Below are 19,568 nucleotides of genomic sequence, written 5' to 3'. Positions count from 1 at the left end.
TGGGTCCTTTTTTAACCATATAACCAAAGTTATGTCCGGATCTTATAACAGATCGCTTCATTCTCAGCGTGGGTATGACAAAATAGCGGCTTTGTGTTGGCAGGTGGAACCGTCCGTGAAAGATCGTAATTTCGATGACATGGCTGAAAAGTTTTCGCGCAATATTTACGGCACCACCAAGGGCGAACTGCGTCAGGCCATTCTGTGGCAGGATCTGCAACCGCTGTTAAGCCAGCTGGGGCCAGGGCCGCTTCGGGTTCTTGACGCCGGCGGTGGCGAAGGGCAAACGGCGGTAAAAGTCGCGGAAATGGGCCACCATGTGACGTTATGCGATCTTTCGGCTGAAATGGTCGCGCGCGCCCGGCAGGCTGCTGCCGATAAAGGTGTGATCGACAACATGCATTTTGTACAATGCGCCGCTCAGGATATTGCGCAGCATTTGGAAAGCCCGGTCGATCTGATACTGTTTCATGCGGTGCTGGAGTGGGTGGCCGAGCCGCAGGAGATGCTGCGAACGCTGTGGTCGGTTTTACGGCCCGGCGGTGCGTTATCGTTAATGTTCTACAATGCTAACGGTCTGTTGATGCATAACATGGTCGTCGGGAACTTCGACTACGTACAACTCGGCATGCCGAAAAAGAAAAAACGCACGCTGTCGCCGGACTATCCGCGTTCCCCGCAGCAGGTTTATGGCTGGCTGGAAGAGCAGGGCTGGCACATTACCGGTAAAACCGGCGTGCGGGTGTTTCATGATTATCTGCGTGAAAAACGCAAACAGCGCGACAATTTTGCGGCGCTGCTGGAGCTGGAGACGCGCTACTGTCGCCAGGAGCCGTATATCAGCCTGGGTCGCTACATTCATGTCACAGCGCTTAAGCCGCAGATGCAAGGATAAACTATGAGTGAATTTTCCCAGACAGTCCCCGAACTGGTTGCCTGGGCCAGAAAAAATGATTTTTCTATTTCGCTGCCGGTAGACAGACTCTCGTTTCTGCTGGCGGTTGCTACGCTGAACGGCGAGCGGCTCGAAGGGGAAATGACCGAGGGAGAACTGGTGGATGCGTTCCGCCACGTCAGTGATGCGTTTGAGCAGACCAGCGAAACCATCAGCCAGCGCGCCAATAATGCGATCAACGATATGGTGCGCCAACGTCTGCTGAACCGCTTTACCAGCGAAATCACGGAAGGCAATGCAATTTATCGCCTGACGCCGTTGGGCATCGGGATTACCGACTACTATATTCGCCAACGCGAATTTTCCACTCTGCGTCTGTCGATGCAGCTGTCGATCGTCGCCGGTGAGCTCAAGCGCGCAGCCGACTCGGCAGAAGAGGGCGGCGATGAGTTTCACTGGCATCGCAACGTCTTTGCGCCGCTGAAATATTCGGTTGCTGAGATTTTCGACAGTATCGATCTGACGCAGCGCATCATGGATGAACAGCAGCAGCTGGTCAAAGATGATATCGCTCAGCTGTTAAACAAAGACTGGCGCGCGGCGATCTCCAGCTGTGAGCTGCTGCTGTCAGAAACGTCCGGCACCCTGCGCGAGTTGCAGGATACGCTGGATGCCGCAGGCGATAAGCTGCAGGCTAACCTGCTGAGAATTCAGGATGCGACAATTTCACGCGACGACCTGCATTTTGTCGACCGCTTAGTCTTCGATCTGCAAAGTAAACTGGACCGTATCGTCAGCTGGGGCCAGCAGGCGATTGACCTGTGGATCGGCTACGATCGCCACGTGCACAAATTTATCCGTACCGCTATCGATATGGATAAAAACCGCGTCTTCGCCCAGCGTCTGCGTCAGTCGATCCAGACCTACTTTGACGCCCCGTGGGCGTTGACTCACGCCAGCGCCGATCGTCTGCTGGATATGCGCGATGAAGAGATGGCGCTGCGTGACGAAGAGGTTACCGGGGAGCTCCCGGCGGATCTGGAATACGAAGAGTTTAACGAAATTCGCGAGCAGCTCGCCGCGCTGATTGAAGCGCAGCTGGTGGTTTACAAAGACAAAGGCGTCCCGCTGGACCTCGGTCTGGTGGTGCGCGAATATCTGGCGCAGTATCCGCGAGCTCGCCATTTTGATGTGGCGCGAATCGTCGTCGATCAGGCGGTACGCCTGGGCGTCGCACAAGCAGATTTCACCGGACTGCCGGCAAAATGGCAGCCGATTAATGATTACGGAGCCAAGGTACAGGCGCATGTCATCGACAAATATTGAACAAGTGATGCCAGTTAAACTGGCGCTGGCGTTGGGCAATCCGTTATTTCCGGCGCTGGATAGCGCCCTGCGAGCAGGCCGTCATATCGGCCTGGACGAACTGGATAATCACGCTTTTTTGATGGATTTCCAGGATTACCTGGAAGAGTTTTACGCTCGTTATAACGTTGAGCTGATTCGCGCGCCGGAAGGGTTTTTCTATCTGCGCCCGCGCTCCACGACGCTGATCCCGCGCTCGGTGCTCTCCGAGCTGGATATGATGGTCGGCAAAATTCTTTGCTACCTCTATCTCAGCCCGGAACGGCTGGCCAACGAAGGGATCTTTACCCAGCAGGAGCTCTACGACGAGCTTCTGACCCTGGCGGACGAGGCTAAACTGCTGAAGCTGGTGAACAACCGCTCTACCGGATCCGATCTCGACCGCCAGAAGCTACAGGAAAAAATGCGCGCGTCGCTCAACCGTCTGCGCCGCCTGGGCATGGTCTGGTTTATGGGCCATGACAGCAGCAAATTTCGCATCACCGAGTCGGTCTTCCGCTTTGGGGCTGACGTTCGCGTCGGCGACGATCCGCGTGAGGCGCAGCTGCGCATGATTCGCGACGGCGAAGCGATGGCGCTGGAAAATCATCTGCGGCTCCATGACGAGAATGAAGAGAATCAGCCGGATAGCGGGGAGGAAGAGTAATGATTGAACGCGGTAAATTTCGCTCGCTGACGCTGGTTAACTGGAACGGTTTTTTTGCCCGCACCTTTGATCTGGATGAGCTGGTCACCACCCTCTCCGGCGGCAACGGCGCCGGGAAATCGACCACCATGGCGGCTTTCGTCACGGCACTGATTCCGGACCTGACCCTGCTGCACTTCCGCAACACCACCGAAGCGGGGGCCACCAGCGGTTCGCGCGATAAAGGTCTGCACGGGAAGCTGCGGGCCGGGGTGTGTTATTCGGTACTGGACGTGGTCAACTCGCACCACCAGCGCGTGGTCGTGGGCGTGCGCCTGCAGCAGATCGCCGGTCGCGATCGTAAAGTGGATATCAAGCCGTTTGCTATCCAGGGGCTGCCGATGTCCATTCAGCCGACCCAGCTGTTGACGGAAACCCTTAACGAGCGCCAGGCGCGCGTGCTGAGCCTCAACGAGCTGAAAGATAAGCTTGAAGAGATGGAAGGGGTGCAGTTCAAGCAGTTTAACTCGATAACCGATTATCACTCGCTGATGTTCGATCTGGGCGTTGTCGCGCGTCGTCTGCGTTCGGCTTCCGATCGCAGCAAATACTATCGCCTGATTGAAGCCTCGCTGTATGGCGGGATCTCCAACACTATTACCCGCTCGCTGCGCGACTACCTGCTGCCGGAAAACAGCGGCGTACGTAAAGCATTCCAGGATATGGAAGCCGCGCTGCGCGAAAACCGCATGACGCTCGAAGCCATTCGCGTCACCCAGTCCGATCGCGACCTGTTTAAACATCTGATCAGCGAAGCGACGAACTATGTAGCGGCGGACTATATGCGTCACGCCAATGAACGTCGCGTGCATCTGGATAAAGCGCTGGAGTATCGTCGCGATCTCTTTACCTCGCGGGCGCAGCTGGCGGCAGAGCAGTATAAGCACGTCGATATGGCTCGTGAACTGCAGGAACATAACGGCGCAGAAGGCGATCTGGAAGCCGATTATCAGGCTGCCAGCGACCACCTGAATCTGGTACAAACCGCGCTGCGCCAGCAGGAAAAAATCGAGCGTTATGAAGCGGATCTCGATGAACTGCAGATTCGTCTTGAAGAGCAGAATGAAGTCGTCGCCGAAGCGACCGATTTGCAGGAAGAGAACGAAGCTCGCGCAGAGGCCGCTGAACTGGAAGTGGATGAGCTGAAAAGCCAGCTCGCCGACTACCAGCAGGCGCTGGACGTGCAGCAGACCCGCGCGATTCAGTACAACCAGGCGCTGCAGGCGCTGGAACGTGCGAAGGCGCTGTGTCATTTACCGGATTTAACGCCGGAAAGCGCCGACCAATGGCTGGAAACATTCCAGGCCAAAGAGCAAGAAGCGACGGAAAAAATGCTGTCGCTGGAACAAAAAATGAGCGTGGCGCAGACCGCCCACGGCCAGTTTGAGCAAGCTTACCAGCTGGTGGTGGCCATCAATGGCCCGCTGGCGCGTAATGAGGCCTGGGACGTAGCGCGCGAGCTGCTGCGCGATGGCGTCAACCAACGTCACCTCGCCGAGCAGGCACAAGGGCTGCGCAGCCGTCTGACCGAGCTGGAACAACGTCTGCGCGAGCAGCAGGACGCTGAACGCCAGCTGAGCGAATTCTGCAAGCGTCAAGGAAAACGCTACGATATTGACGATCTGGAAGCGCTGCATCAGGAGCTGGAAGCGCGCATCGCCTCCTTATCCGATAGCGTCTCTTCTGCCAGCGAACAGCGCATGAACCTGCGTCAGGAGCTGGAGCAGCTGCAGTCGCGCACTCAGTCTCTGCTGCGTCGGGCGCCGATCTGGCTGGCCGCGCAAAACAGTCTCAACCAGCTCTGCGAACAGAGCGGTGAGCAGTTTGAATCAAGCCAGGATGTCACTGAATATCTCCAGCAGCTGCTGGAGCGCGAGCGCGAAGCCATCGTCGAACGCGACGAAGTGGGCGCCCGTAAACGCGCTATCGACGAAGAGATCGAACGCCTCAGCCAACCGGGAGGGTCTGAAGATCCTCGCCTTAACGCGCTGGCGGAACGTTTTGGTGGCGTACTGCTGTCGGAAATTTATGACGATGTCAGCCTTGAAGACGCCCCGTACTTCTCCGCGCTGTATGGCCCGTCGCGTCACGCGATCGTGGTACCTAATCTGGCGCAGATCGCCGAACAGCTGGAAGGGCTGGAAGATTGTCCGGAAGATCTCTATCTGATCGAGGGCGATCCGCAATCCTTCGATGACAGCGTATTCAGCGTCGATGAGCTGGAAAAAGCGGTTGTCGTTAAGGTGGCCGATCGCCAGTGGCGCTACTCGCGCTTCCCGACGCTGCCGCTGTTTGGCCGCGCCGCGCGTGAAAGCCGCATTGAGAGTCTGCATGCCGAGCGTGAGGATCTGTCAGAGCGTTTTGCGACCCTCTCATTCGACGTGCAGAAAACGCAGCGTCAGCACCAGGCCTTCAGTCGCTTTATCGGTAGCCATCTGGCCGTCGCGTTTGAAGACGATCCGGAAGAAGAGATCCGTAAGCTCAACAGCCGCCGCGGCGAGCTGGAGCGCGCGCTCAACGCGCATGAAAGCGACAACCAGCAGAACCGGGTGCAGTTTGAGCAGGCGAAAGAGGGGGTTTCCGCCCTCAACCGCCTGCTGCCGCGCCTTAACCTGCTGGCGGACGATACGCTGGCCGACCGCGTTGACGAAATCCAGGAACGGCTGGATGAGGCCCAGGAAGCGGCGCGCTTTATTCAACAGTACGGCAATCAGCTGGCAAAACTGGAGCCGATCGTTTCAGTCCTGCAGAGCGACCCGGAACAGTTTGAACAGCTGAAAGAAGACTATGCCTATGCGCAGCAGATGCAGCGCGACGCGCGTCAACAGGCGTTTGCGCTGAGTGAAGTGGTTCAGCGTCGTGCCCACTTCAGCTATTCCGATTCGGCGGAAATGCTGAACGGCAACAGCGACCTCAATGAAAAACTGCGCCAGCGCCTGGAGCAGGCGGAGGCTGAACGTAGCCGCGCCCGCGACGCGATGCGTACCCATTCTGCGCAGCTGAACCAGTACAATCAGGTGCTGGCGTCGCTGAAAAGCTCCTTTGATACCAAAAAAGAGCTGCTCAGCGATCTGTACAAAGAGCTGCAGGATATCGGCGTACGTGCCGACAGCGGCGCGGAAGAGCGTGCGCGTGCGCGCCGCGATCAGCTGCATACGCAGTTAAGCAACAACCGCTCACGCCGGAATCAGCTGGAAAAAGCGCTGACCTTCTGTGAAGCCGAAATGGACAACCTGACCCGCAGGCTGCGTAAACTTGAGCGCGACTACTGTGAAATGCGTGAGCAGGTGGTGAGCGCCAAGGCGGGCTGGTGTGCGGTTATGCGGCTGGTGAAAGATAACGGGGTCGAACGTCGTCTGCATCGCCGCGAGCTGGCCTACCTCTCCGCTGACGAACTACGCTCGATGTCGGATAAAGCGCTGGGTGCGCTGCGTCTGGCCGTAGCGGATAACGAACATCTGCGCGATGTGCTGCGTGTCTCCGAGGATCCGAAACGTCCTGAACGTAAAATTCAGTTCTTTGTCGCGGTCTACCAGCATCTGCGCGAGCGTATCCGTCAGGATATTATCCGCACCGACGACCCGGTAGAAGCGATTGAACAGATGGAAATCGAGCTGAGCCGTCTGACGGAAGAGTTGACCAACCGTGAGCAGAAACTGGCCATCAGCTCCCGCAGCGTGGCCAATATTATTCGCAAAACGATTCAGCGCGAGCAGAACCGCATCCGTATGCTCAACCAGGGGCTGCAAAGCGTCTCCTTCGGCCAGGTCAACAGCGTGCGCTTGAATGTCAACGTGCGGGAAACCCACTCGACGCTGCTTGATGTGCTGTCCGAACAGCACGAGCAGCATCAGGATCTGTTTAACAGCAACCGCCTGAGCTTCTCGGAAGCGCTGGCGAAGCTGTATCAGCGCCTGAACCCGCAGATCGATATGGGACAACGTACGCCGCAGACCATCGGCGAAGAGCTGCTCGACTACCGCAACTATCTGGAGATGGAAGTGGAAGTTAACCGCGGCTCCGACGGCTGGCTGCGTGCAGAATCCGGCGCGCTGTCCACCGGGGAAGCTATCGGTACCGGGATGTCGATTCTGGTGATGGTGGTGCAGAGCTGGGAAGATGAGTCTCGTCGCCTGCGCGGCAAAGACCTGTCACCGTGCCGTCTGCTGTTCCTCGATGAAGCGGCGCGTCTCGATGCCCGCTCTATCGCCACGCTGTTCGAGCTGTGCGAGCGTCTGGAGATGCAGCTGATTATCGCGGCGCCGGAAAACATCAGCCCGGAAAAAGGCACCACCTACAAGCTAGTGCGTAAAGTGTTTAATAACCACGAACACGTCCACGTTGTCGGGCTGCGCGGTTTTGCCGCCCAGCTGCCGGAAACGCTGCCTGGAACGGCGGATGCCTCTTAGCGGTCATCGATCGATAGATAAAAGGGCGACTTGATGTCGCCCTTTTTGTTATCGGATTCGCTAAGTTAACGCTTTATAATCTTTAAACTTCTTTACATTTGGGGAGGCAAAAGCTTTTGCGCCTCTATATACTGAGAGTAAAACCCGGTTTTACGGGCGGCAATGTGACAACAGGGGGCAAGGGATGTTGCTAAAAAAACGGTATGGTCGTCAATTGTCAGCGCTGAGTTTGAGCCTGGCATTTGCATTTGCTCCACTGTTTAATGCCCAGGCCGAAGAGCCTGAAATTGTACCCACGGACAGTTCTGCGACGCTGGGAGAGCTGTCGTCTGCGCTTATCCAGAGCGATGGTCAATCCGCGGCGGTGGCGAAAATGGCCGGCGAACAGCCGCTGGCTGCCGGTGCCGCAGAAAAAAGCCGCGCCGCGATAACGGCGCTGCTGCCGGCCGGCTATCAGCCCGTGTTTATGAACCCGCTGGTGTCGCTCTATGCGGCCAGAGAGATGAAGCCGATGTGGGAGAACCGCGACGCGGTTCAGGCTTTCCAGCAGCAGCTGGCTGAGGTCGCCATCGCCGGTTTTCAGCCGCAATTTACCACCTGGGTCAGCCTGCTGACCGATCCGGCGGTGAACGGCATGGCTCGCGACATCGTGCTCTCCGACGCCATGATGGGATACCTGCATTTTATCAGCGGTATTCCGGTGCAGGGGAACCGCTGGCTGTACGGAACGAAGCCGTACGCCATGGCGACCCCGCCGCTGTCGGTGATTAATCAGTGGCAGCTGGCGCTGGATAATGGCTCTCTGGTGCCGTTTATTGCCGGACTGTCGCCGAAGCATCCGCAGTATGAGGCGATGCACCGGGCGCTGCTGGCGCTGGTGGCCGACTCCCGTCCGTGGCCGCAGCTGACCAGCAACGCGTCGCTGCGTCCGGGGGAGTGGAGTAACGATATTGGCGCGCTGCGCGAAATTTTACAGCGCAACGGTATGCTCGATGATTCCGCGAAAATTGCGCTGCCGGGGGATGTCGTGAGTCCGTCTGCCGGGAAGAAGAGTAAACCCGCGGCGCGCGGCGTCTACGATCGCCAGCTTGTTGAGGGCGTTAAGCGCTTCCAGGCCTGGCAGGGGCTGGGCGCCGATGGCGTGATTGGTCAATCCACCCGCGACTGGCTCAACGTCTCAGCGGCTCAGCGTGCGGGCGTGCTGGCGTTGAACATTCAGCGCCTGCGTCTGCTGCCGGGCAAACTCTCTACCGGCATTATGGTCAATATTCCGGCCTTTTCTCTGGTCTATTACCAGGATGGCAGTCAGGTGCTGGCATCGCGAGTGATTGTGGGGCGGCCGGACCGTAAAACGCCGATGATGAGCAGCGCGCTAAACAACGTGGTGGTTAACCCGCCGTGGAACGTACCGCCGACGCTGGCGCGCAAAGATATCCTGCCGAAGGTGCGTAACGATCCGGGCTATCTTGAGCAGCATGGTTACACCGTGATGCGCGGCTGGAACAGCAAAGAGGCTATCGACCCGTATCGCGTTGACTGGTCGACGATCACTGAAAACAATCTGCCGTTCCGTTTTCAGCAGGCGCCTGGCGCGCGTAACTCATTGGGGCGCTACAAGTTTAATATGCCCAGCTCCGATGCTATCTATCTGCACGATACGCCGAACCACAATCTGTTCCAGAAAGACGTGCGGGCCTTAAGTTCCGGCTGCGTGCGGGTCAACAAAGCTTCGGAGCTGGCGAATATGCTGCTGCAGGATGCCGGCTGGAATGACACGCGGATTTCTGATGCGCTCAAGCAGGGCGATACCCGCTATGTTAATATCCGCCAGAACATCCCGGTCAATCTCTATTATCTGACCGCCTTCGTCGATGCGGATGGCCGCATGCAATATCGCACAGATATTTACAATTACGATCTCACCGCGCGATCTGGCGCACAAATTCTGGCGAAAGCAGAACAATTAATCAGGTAAATGAAGTAGTTCAACGAATTTCGTTGTCCTAACTCTCAGTGAAAACAGGCCCTGTTCCTCTACAGGGCCCGTATTTACTGGGGTTAGGCTACCTTGACGTTGGCAATAATGCCCGGTAAGGTGCCTTTCGTGCGCCAGAAGTGCATATATTCGATTCATTTACTTGTAGACCTGATTATCATGGACAAATTTGACGCTAATCGCCGCAAATTGCTGGCGTTAGGTGGGGCTGCGCTCGGTGCTGCCGCCATTCTGCCTGCGCCGGCATTTGCCACCCTCTCGACCCCCCGACCGCGTATTCTGACGTTGAATAACCTGCATACTGGTGAATCACTCAAGGCGGAGTTTTTCGATGGCAGAGGCTATATTCAGGATGAATTAGCAAGGCTTAACCATTTTTTCCGTGATTTTCGCGCGAATAAAATTAAGCCAATCGATCCGAGTTTGTTTGATCAACTCTATCGTCTGCAGGGATTACTTGGTACCAATAAACCTGTTCAGCTTATCTCCGGCTATCGTTCCCTTGATACCAATGATGAGCTCCGTGCACGAAGCCGTGGTGTGGCGAAACATAGCTATCACACCAAGGGACAGGCAATGGATTTCCACATAGAAGGCATTTCGTTAAGCAATGTTCGCAAAGCGGCGTTATCTATGGGCGCAGGTGGTGTAGGATACTATCCACGTAGCAACTTTGTGCATATTGATACCGGTCCGGTCAGGCACTGGTAACGAAAGGAGCATCATGAACTATCGTATTATTCCGGTTACCGCGTTCGCTCAGAACTGTTCTTTAATCTGGTGTGAGCAAACCCGGCTCGCTGCGCTGGTCGATCCCGGCGGTGACGCTGAGCGAATCAAACAGGAAGTCTCGGCAGCAGGCGTCAGCCTGATGCAGATTTTGCTCACCCACGGCCATCTCGATCACGTTGGTGCGGCGGCCGAACTGGCACAGCACTATGGCGTGCCGATTATCGGACCGGAAAAAGAAGATGAGTTCTGGCTGGAAGGTCTGCCGGCGCAGAGCCGGATGTTTGGTCTGGAGGATTGCCAGCCCCTGCAGCCGGACCGCTGGCTCAATGAAGGCGACGTCGTCAGCGTGGGGAATATTTCTCTGCAGGTGCTGCACTGTCCCGGGCATACGCCAGGGCACGTGGTCTTTTTTGATGAGGCTTCCCGGCTGCTGATTTCCGGCGATGTCATTTTCAAAGGTGGCGTTGGGCGCAGCGACTTCCCGCGCGGCGACCACGGTCAGCTGATTGATGCGATTAAACGTAAATTACTGCCTTTGGGTGATGATGTGACGTTTATTCCCGGTCACGGGCCGATGTCGACGCTGGGCTATGAGCGTCAGCACAACCCTTTCCTGCAGGATGAAATGCCCGTCTGGTAATACTTCCCGACGGAAAATATAATAAAGGCCGCGCAAGCGGCCTTTATTTTTTGCCAGCGATGCTATTACAGCACGGCGACAATCGCTTCACACAGCGGCGCCATGTTGTCTGGCGTCATACCGGCGACGTTGATACGCCCGGAAGCTACGGCGTAGACCCCGAACTCTTCACGCAGACGCAGCACCTGCTCTTTGGTCAGGCCGCTGAACGAGAACATCCCGTTTTGCTTGATGATGAAAGAGAAGTCGCGGCTGGCCCCTTTTTCCTGCAGGGTATTGACGAACAGCAGACGCATACGCTGAATACGCTGGCGCATATCGGTCAGCTCTTGTTCCCAGATAGCACGCAGTGCATCGTTGCTGAGGATCGTCGCTACCACCGACGCGCCGTGCGCAGGCGGGTTGGAGTAGTTCGCACGAATCGCCGACTTCATCTGCGTGAAAGCGCGGTCAACGGTTTCGGCATCCGCCGCAACCAGCGTGCAGGCACCCACGCGTTCGTTGTACAGACCAAAGTTCTTCGAGTAGGAGCTCGCAACCAGCAGCTCTTTATGCAGCGCAACGAACGCGCGCAGACCTTCGGCATCTTCTTCCAGACCGCGGGCAAAGCCCTGGTAGGCGAAGTCGAACAGCGGCAGCCAGCCTTTCTCAACGGACAGCTGTGCCAGCTGCTGCCACTGCTCCAGCGTAGGATCGATACCGGTTGGGTTATGGCAGCAGCCATGGAACAGAACCACGTCGCCCGCCTGTGCTTCATTGAGGCTTGCCAGCATACCGTCGAAGTCGAGGGTATGGTTGGCCGCATCGTAATAGGCGTATTCGCGCACTTCCAGGCCTGCGGAATTAAATACGCTTTTGTGGTTCGGCCAGCTCGGGTTGCTTACCCAGACGCGTTTTACAGCGGTGTTCTTCGCCAGGAAGTCAGCGGCAACGCGCAGAGCGCCGGTGCCGCCAGGGGTTTGGGCGGTACGTGCGCGCTTATCGCTGATGATTGCGCTTCCTTTACCGAACAGCAGTTCCTGGGTGCAGCGACCAAATTCCGCAATACCGTCGATACCCAGATAGTTTTTTGTGGTTTCATTTTCCAGCAGATACTGTTCTGCTTTTTTAACGCTGGTCAGGACCGGGGTTTTACCCGTTTCATCTTTGTAAACACCAATCCCGAGGTTAATTTTAGTCGGGCGGTCATCGGCACGAAACAGATCGGCCAGGCCTAAAATGGGGTCGGCAGGGGCGGCAGTAATGTTCTCAAACATGACGAGGTTCCATTGTGATTACTGAGGGAATTTCGCTATCAGGGTAACGGGAGATTTACAAATTGCCAACCGTTTGCGACAAAAAGCGAGAAGGTTTTCGAAAGTTACGATCTTTATCTTAGTAATGTAGAAAAGCAGGACCGAAGTCCTGCTTTTTAGGCATATCGCGAAGGGGTGTACTGATTAGAACTGGTAAACGATACCTACTGCAGCCTGGTCATCGGTGGACACTTTAGCCGTTTCGGTATAGCTGTTGTCGTCCAGCAGGTTGAATTTGTATGCTGCGTAGACGTTCATGTTCTTGTTGAAGTAGTACCAGGTACCCACTTCGATGTATTTAACCAGGTCAGCATCGCCGCCGGAGAAACCGGTACGACCCTGCAGGTTTTTACCTTTAGTCTGAACGTAGCCGATGGACGGACGCAGACCGAAGTCGAACTGATACTGAGCAACGGCTTCGAAGTTCTGAGTTTTGCCAGCGAAGTAGTTCGCCTGGTTTTCCGGGGTCATGTTGTAGGTCTGAGAGTACATGACTGCTGCGTAGATGTTGTTTGCGTCGTACTTAGCGGAGGTTGCCCACGCTTCAGCTTTGTCGCCGTTACCGTCAGCTTTCTGCGCGACGCTACGGTTAGAAGAGGCGTAACCAGCAGACAGCGCGATACCGTTGTCAAATGCATAGGTTGCAGAGGTGCTGACGCCGTCGCCGTTTTGTTTCTGGATAGCACGGCTGCTGTCGTTTTTACCCTGGTACTGCAGCGCGAAGCTCAGACCGTCAACCAGACCGAAGAAGTCAGAGTTACGGTAGGTTGCTACGCCGTTGGTACGGCCGGTCATGAAGTTGTCGGTGTAGTTCCAACCGTCGCCGCCCCACTCAACCAGCATATCGGTTGCGGATTCAACGTCGTAGATAGCACCGTAGTTACGGCCGTAGTCGAATGAACCGTATTCACCCGCTTTCAGACCCGCGAAGGCCAGACGAGTTTTGGTACCCTGGGAACCTTCAACGTTGGACGCATCCATGTTGTATTCCCACTGGCCGTAACCGGTCAGCTGATCGTTGATCTGGGTTTCGCCTTTCAGGCCGATACGTGCATAGGTGGTGTCGCTGCTGTTGGTGTCACCATTGGTGGTCCAGACGTGCTCACCAACCATTTTCCCGTAGAAGTCCAGTTTGTTGCCGTTTTTGTTATAGATTTCTGCAGCGTTAGCTGCGCCGGCTACCAGCAGGGCAGGGATTACCACTGCCAGAATATTGCGCTTCATCATTATTTATTACCCTCATTAATATTTTTATATGAACACTTGCCACTGCCGCCAATAAATTCCGTCAATAAAAATTTACAGAACTATTGATGATAGTTTGGTGTCTGAAGGCATCTTTCCATCCGCGCCAGCGTTTCGCTAGCCGGAAAATGCTACCAATGTCGCATATGAGTAACAAGACGAAAGAGTGTGTAACTAAATGTGTATTTTTTGGAACTTTGTGAACTCAATCAAAATTCCGTTCCACTTTGCTCGCAAAACAGACAGGCTATATATATCTATATGAATTAATTATGATTAATTTAGATAAAGGCCCGTTTGTGCATTTTATGTCTGCATTTCGCTTTTTTTTCGCTCAGCATTTGTCTTTACATCTTGTGCTGCGTGAGGTTAAAAAATGAACAAAATTATCAGGCATTTCGTCGATGAATGAACATAAGGTGCGGTTTGGCGTGCAGGAACAAGTCGTAATAGTGAGTAACATAAATGTGAACTGGAAGGGTTGATGTTTAAATTTCTTGATATTCATTAACAGAGCCTGACATAAAAAAAGGCCAGCTTACGCTGGCCTTCGGCAATGATAAGAAAAATTAATCAGAATGTGGCGTTGCGCGGAGTCCGCGGGAACGGGATCACATCACGCACGTTTTGTACGCCGGTGACATAGGCGATCAGGCGCTCAAAGCCCAGGCCGAAGCCGGAGTGCGGTACGGTGCCGTAACGACGCAGGTCGCGGTACCACCAGTAGTCTTCTTTATTAAGACCCATCTCCGCCATACGCGCGTCAAGCACATCCAGGCGCTCTTCACGCTGGGAACCCCCGATGATTTCACCGATGCCAGGCGCCAGAACGTCCATGGCGGCGACGGTTTTACCGTCTTCATTAAGGCGCATATAGAACGCCTTAATGTCTTTCGGATAGTTTTTCACGACCACCGGCGCTTTGAAGTGTTCTTCAGCCAGGTAGCGCTCGTGCTCGGAAGAGAGGTCCACGCCCCAGTAAACCGGGTTTTCAAACTGCTTACCGCAGTTTTCCAGAATGGTGACGGCGTCGGTGTAATCGACCTGAGCGAAGTCGGCATCAATAAAGCGCTCCAGACGGGAAACGGCTTCTTTATCCACGCGCTCGGCGAAGAACTTCATATCGTCCGCTCGTTCTTCCAGTACCGCCTTAAAGACGTATTTCAGCATGGCTTCCGCCAGGCCTGCAACGTCGTTCAGGTTGGCAAACGCGACCTCCGGTTCCAGCATCCAGAATTCCGCAAGGTGGCGGCTGGTGTTGGAGTTTTCGGCACGGAAGGTTGGGCCAAAGGTGTAGATTTTAGACAGCGCGCAGGCATAGGTCTCACCGTTCAACTGGCCGGATACGGTCAGGAACGACTCTTTACCGAAGAAGTCTTTATCGAAATCTACTTTGCCCTGATCGTTACGCGGCAGGTTTTCCAGATCCAGCGTGGAGACACGGAACATTTCACCCGCGCCCTCGGTATCGGAAGCGGTAATCAGCGGCGTGGAAACCCAGAAGAAGCCCTGCTCGTCAAAGAAGCGATGCAGCGCTTGTGCCAGGGTATGACGTACGCGAGCGACCGCGCCAATCAGGTTGGTACGTGGACGCAGGTGCGCAACTTCACGCAGATACTCGATGCTGTGACGCTTAGCGGCCATCGGATAGGTATCCGGATCTTCTACCCAACCTGTCACTTCAACGTGGCTGGCCTGGATTTCAAAACTTTGACCCTGGCCTTGAGATGCCACGATTTTACCCGTAATGACGACCGAGCAGCCGGTGGTCAGGCGCAGCACTTCCTGATTGTAATTGGGCAGAGAATTATTAATAACGGCCTGTACAGGATCAAAGCAGGAACCGTCATAGACGGCCAGGAAGGAAAAGCCAGCTTTTGAATCTCGGCGGGTACGTACCCATCCGCGCACGGTGACTTCGCTGTCAACGGCAACACGGCCCTGGAGTACGTCGGCTACAGGCACAACGCTCATAATAGTCTCTCTATTCGTAGTCCAATAAAAAAATCTGTATCCCCCGATAATGGGGGATATCTATGTTACCTGTCATCTTCCATCAGACAAGCAGATTTCGCACCATCAAGGGGAGTTTTCGGAAATAAATAAAGAACAAGGAGCCAGAACGGCTCCTTGCGATGATTAATGTGGTGATTAACTGGCCTTTTTCACCGGCGGAAGGTCAAAGGCTTTACGCAGTGCCCGGACAAAAGCCTTGTCGTGACAGATGGTTTTCCCCGGGCTGTCGGAGAGTTTCGCGACCGGTTTACCGTTACATTCCACCAGCTTTATCACGATGTTTAGCGGTTTAACCTGTGGGATGTCGCAGGTTAAACGCGTGCCAATGCCGAAGCTCAGATTGACCCGCGAAGAGAAGTGGCGATAGAGATCGACGGCTTTTGCCAGATCGAGGTTATCGGAAAAGACCAGCACTTTACTCATGGGGTCGATCCCCAGCTTCTGGTAATGGGCGATGGCTTTTTCGCCCCACTCGACAGGGTCGCCGGAATCGTGGCGCAGCCCCTGGTAGCGGCTGGCAAATTCCGGGCCGAAATCGCGCAGGAAAGCATCCATGGTAATGCAGTCGGTGAGAGCGATACCGAGTTTGTCAGGATACTCTTCCAGCCAGGCTGCCAGCGCCGCGCGCTGGCTGTTGGCTAAACTGGGGCTGATTTGCTGATGCGCCTGGAACCATTCATGCGCCTGGGTGCCCATTGGCGTCAGATGAAGCCGGCGAGCCAGATCGTAGTTGCTGGTACCGATAAACCACGGCTCCTGCTGCAGGCGTTCGACGATGGCCTGCTGCACTTCACGCGAGAAGCGACGACGGGTGCCGAAGTCCATCAGACGGAAGTGGCTGAGATCGAGGCCGGCGGTGATTTGTGCAAAATCAGCCAGCTTGTGTTCGAGGGTTTCCAGCGCTAAATCGACGCTGATTTCCGGCGAGCGGTAATGATGGACCAGCTCGCTAATCACCGCCAGCAGCGGAACTTCCCACATGATGACTTCACGCCACGGGCCGGACAGGCGAATATTTAACTTGCCGTTTTCATTGTTGACGGTGACCTGGCCCGGGTCGTAACGGAAGTCGCGTAGCCAGTCGAGATAATCCTGAGAAAAGAACGGCAGGGTAGACAACCAGTGATATTCATCGTCCTGCAGCTTCAGGTCGCGCATGGTTTCAACCTGCTCGCGAATTGCGTCGGCGTAGATACCGAGCAGATCGTCCCCGCGGCAGCGGAACTCCGCCGCAACGTGTACATCGCCGTAGCGGTGGAAGACAGCCTGCTGCATGTGCAGCTTGTAGGCGTCCGTATCGAGCAGCGAGTGCAGTACAGGAGAAGTGAATTGTGTCATGGTGCGCAGTAGCGTCCTCTCACTGGAGCGTTTCCATCAAAAACCGAAGCAGAAAAAAGGAGGCTGAGTATACCTTTATTACCCGACTCTGTCCCGCAGTGACGGTCGATGGCGACGCTGGCGGTCATTTGCGAGGCCTAGTTTAATATATTGAACAGGGATCACACCACAAGCTTTGCACCCGGTCGAGCGCATTTCGTGCCTCTTGTGTTATCAATATGTAGCAATTTTCGTGTTTAGCGTTGAAAAGATGAAGATTCTGCATAGCGCGATCTACACAACAGGAATAGACTGGGTTTGACACTTTATGGAACATGCTAAAGGTTTTTTATGACACAACAGCCCCAAGCCAAATACCGCCACGACTACCGTGCGCCGGATTATCTCATTAGCGATATCGATTTGACCTTTGACCTGGATGCCGAGAAAACCGTGGTTACGGCTGAGAGCAAAGTCTCCCGTCACGCGGCGGCGTCCGATGTGCCGTTGCGTCTGGATGGTGAAGACCTGACGTTGGTCTCCCTGCAGGTGGATGGCCAGCCGTGGAGCAACTATAAAGAAGAAAATAACCAGCTGGTGATTGGCGGATTGCCGGAACATTTCACCCTGACCATCGTCAATGAAATCAGCCCGGCGGCGAATACTGCCCTGGAAGGTCTCTATCAGTCTGGCGAAGCCCTGTGCACCCAGTGCGAGGCGGAAGGTTTCCGTCACATTACCTGGTATCTGGATCGTCCGGATGTGCTGGCCCGCTTCACCACCAAAATTATCGCCGACAAAACGAAATATCCGTACCTGCTCTCCAACGGCAACCGCGTGGCGCAGGGCGAGCTGGAAAATGGTCGTCACTGGATCCAGTGGCAGGACCCGTTCCCGAAACCGTGCTATCTCTTTGCGCTGGTGGCCGGCGACTTCGACGTATTGCGCGATACCTTTAAAACCCGTTCCGGGCGAGAAGTCGCGCTGGAGCTGTTCGTTGACCGCGGCAATCTCGACCGCGCGCCGTGGGCGATGACCTCGCTGAAGAACTCGATGAAATGGGACGAAACCCGTTTTGGTCTCGAGTACGATCTCGACATCTATATGATTGTCGCCGTCGACTTCTTTAATATGGGAGCGATGGAGAACAAAGGACTGAACGTCTTTAACTCCAAATACGTACTGGCCCGCACCGATACCGCCACCGATAAAGATTATCTCGATATTGAACGCGTCATCGGCCACGAATACTTCCATAACTGGACCGGCAACCGCGTGACCTGCCGCGACTGGTTCCAGCTGAGCCTGAAAGAAGGGCTGACCGTGTTCCGCGATCAGGAGTTCAGCTCCGATCTCGGTTCGCGCGCGGTGAACCGGATTAACAACGTGCGTACCATGCGCGGTCTGCAGTTCGCTGAGGATGCCAGCCCGATGGCCCATCCGATTCGCCCGGATAGCGTCATCGAGATGAATAACTTCTATACCCTGACGGTGTATGAGAAGGGGGCGGAAGTGATCCGCATGCTCCATACGCTGCTGGGCGAAGAGAATTTCCAGAAAGGGATGCAGCTGTACTTCGAACGCCACGACGGCAGCGCCGCCACCTGCGACGATTTTGTCCAGGCGATGGAGGATGCCTCTAACGTCGACCTGTCGCATTTCCGTCGCTGGTACAGCCAGTCCGGCACGCCGGTGGTGAGCGTCCATGATGACTACAACCCGGAAACCGAACAGTACACCTTAACCATCAGCCAGCGTACGCCGCCGACCGCGGAACAGCCGGAGAAACAGCCGCTGCATATTCCGTTTGATATCGAACTGTATGATAACGAAGGGAAGGTGATCCCGCTGCAGAAAGGGGGCCACCCGGTGCATCACGTGCTCAATGTGACCCAGGCCGAGCAGACTTTTGTCTTCGACAACGTCTACTTCCAGCCGGTACCGGCGCTGCTGTGCGAGTTTTCCGCCCCGGTGAAGCTGGAATATAAATGGAGCGACCAGCAGCTCACCTTCCTGATGCGCCACGCGCGCAACGACTTCTCCCGCTGGGATGCTGCGCAGAGCCTGCTGGCAACCTATATCAAGCTGAACGTCAACCGCCATCAGCAGGGCCAGCCGCTGTCGCTGCCGGTTCACGTTGCCGATGCGTTCCGCGCGATTTTGCTGGATGAGAAGATCGATCCGGCGCTGGCGGCTGAAATTCTGACGTTGCCTTCCGCCAATGAAATCGCTGAGCTGTTTGCGATCATCGATCCGATCGCCATTGCGGCGGTCCGTGAAGCGTTGACCCGCACGCTTGCAAAAGAGCTGGCGGACGAGTTCCTCGCGGTTTACAACGTCAACAAGCTGGCGAGTTATCGCGTGGAACACGCCGATATCGGCAAGCGTTCACTGCGCAATACCTGCCTGCGCTATCTGGCGTTTGGCGACGTTGAGCTGGCGGATAAGCTGGTCGTCGCCCAGTATCATCAGGCCGACAACATGACCGATGCGCTGGCTGCCCTGTCGGCCGCGGTTGCCGCGCAGCTGCCTTGCCGTGATGCGCTGATGCAGGAGTATGATGACAAATGGCACCAGGACGGCCTGGTAATGGATAAATGGTTTATCCTGCAGTCCACCAGCCCGGCGGACAATGTTCTGGAGACGGTACGCGGTCTGCTGAATCACCGCTCGTTTAGTATGAGCAACCCGAACCGCGTACGCTCGCTGATTGGCGCGTTTGCCGGCAGTAACCCGGCGGCATTCCACGCCGAAGATGGCAGTGGCTATCAGTTCATGGTGGAGATGCTGACCGAGCTCAACAGCCGCAACCCGCAGGTGGCGTCCCGGTTGATTGAGCCGTTGATTCGGCTGAAACGCTACGATGCTAAACGCCAGGCGCTGATGCGCGCGGCGCTGGAACAGCTGAAAGGTCTGGAGAATCTCTCCGGGGATCTGTTCGAAAAAATCAGTAAGGCGCTGGCGTAACGGGGC

Annotated in this window: 12 protein-coding genes; 8 read left to right on the top strand and 4 right to left on the bottom strand. The window is 55.6% G+C overall.

Annotated features, from left to right (window positions below; translation table 11 throughout):
* The first annotated feature begins 115 nt into the window (after positions 1–115).
* From cmoM to Q1L34_RS17635, 7 genes are all read left to right on the top strand, one after another.
* Positions 116–895: a tRNA uridine 5-oxyacetic acid(34) methyltransferase CmoM gene (gene cmoM, locus Q1L34_RS17665; protein ID WP_032695666.1), complete on the top strand. Its 780-nt coding sequence runs from the start codon at positions 116–118 to the stop codon at positions 893–895.
* 3 nt (positions 896–898) lie between these two features.
* Positions 899–2,221: a chromosome partition protein MukF gene (gene mukF, locus Q1L34_RS17660; protein WP_004860096.1), complete on the top strand. Its 1,323-nt coding sequence runs from the start codon at positions 899–901 to the stop codon at positions 2,219–2,221.
* Positions 2,202–2,906 (top strand): chromosome partition protein MukE, encoded by a 705-nt coding sequence (gene mukE / locus Q1L34_RS17655; protein WP_004860098.1) that lies wholly within the window; start codon positions 2,202–2,204, stop codon positions 2,904–2,906. Before mukF ends, mukE begins: the two co-directional genes overlap by 20 nt.
* Entirely contained in the window at positions 2,906–7,354 is a 4,449-nt protein-coding gene (gene mukB / locus Q1L34_RS17650) for a chromosome partition protein MukB (RefSeq protein ID WP_004860100.1), read from the top strand. Before mukE ends, mukB begins: the two co-directional genes overlap by 1 nt.
* A 184-nt stretch (positions 7,355–7,538) precedes the next feature.
* On the top strand, positions 7,539–9,329 hold the full coding sequence (gene ldtD / locus Q1L34_RS17645) for a L,D-transpeptidase (protein ID WP_327204218.1): 1,791 nt from the start codon (positions 7,539–7,541) through the stop codon (positions 9,327–9,329).
* Positions 9,330–9,509: 180 nt separating this feature from the next.
* A complete protein-coding gene (gene mepK, locus Q1L34_RS17640) occupies positions 9,510–10,061 on the top strand; it encodes a peptidoglycan L,D-endopeptidase MepK (protein WP_015584788.1) in 552 nt (183 codons plus the stop codon).
* Between the two features lie 13 nt (positions 10,062–10,074).
* Entirely contained in the window at positions 10,075–10,722 is a 648-nt protein-coding gene (locus Q1L34_RS17635; protein WP_015584787.1) for an MBL fold metallo-hydrolase, read from the top strand.
* 65 nt (positions 10,723–10,787) lie between these two features.
* Here the strand turns inward: Q1L34_RS17635 and aspC are convergent, their stop codons facing one another.
* The 4 genes from aspC to pncB form a co-directional block, all read right to left on the bottom strand.
* Complete coding sequence (gene aspC, locus Q1L34_RS17630; RefSeq protein ID WP_004860107.1) at positions 10,788–11,978, bottom strand: aspartate transaminase; 1,191 nt, start codon at positions 11,976–11,978, stop codon at positions 10,788–10,790.
* A 183-nt stretch (positions 11,979–12,161) separates the two neighbouring features.
* Positions 12,162–13,244, bottom strand: coding sequence for a porin (locus Q1L34_RS17625; protein ID WP_004860110.1), 1,083 nt, complete (start codon positions 13,242–13,244; stop codon positions 12,162–12,164).
* Positions 13,245–13,835: 591 nt separating this feature from the next.
* On the bottom strand, positions 13,836–15,236 hold the full coding sequence (asnS, locus tag Q1L34_RS17620; RefSeq protein WP_004860113.1) for an asparagine--tRNA ligase: 1,401 nt from the start codon (positions 15,234–15,236) through the stop codon (positions 13,836–13,838).
* 177 nt (positions 15,237–15,413) lie between these two features.
* Complete coding sequence (gene pncB, locus Q1L34_RS17615; protein WP_004860115.1) at positions 15,414–16,616, bottom strand: nicotinate phosphoribosyltransferase; 1,203 nt, start codon at positions 16,614–16,616, stop codon at positions 15,414–15,416.
* A 330-nt stretch (positions 16,617–16,946) separates the two neighbouring features.
* On the opposite strand from pncB, the gene pepN reads away from it, so the two are divergent.
* A complete protein-coding gene (gene pepN, locus Q1L34_RS17610; RefSeq protein WP_004860118.1) occupies positions 16,947–19,562 on the top strand; it encodes an aminopeptidase N in 2,616 nt (871 codons plus the stop codon).
* The last annotated feature ends 6 nt before the right edge of the window (positions 19,563–19,568 follow it).

The sequence above is a fragment of the Klebsiella ornithinolytica genome, assembly GCF_030505655.1.
In the GTDB taxonomy this organism is placed as follows: domain Bacteria; phylum Pseudomonadota; class Gammaproteobacteria; order Enterobacterales; family Enterobacteriaceae; genus Klebsiella; species Klebsiella ornithinolytica.
Note: the sequence above shows the minus strand (reverse complement) of the source record. Positions and strands in the feature narration are given on the sequence as shown.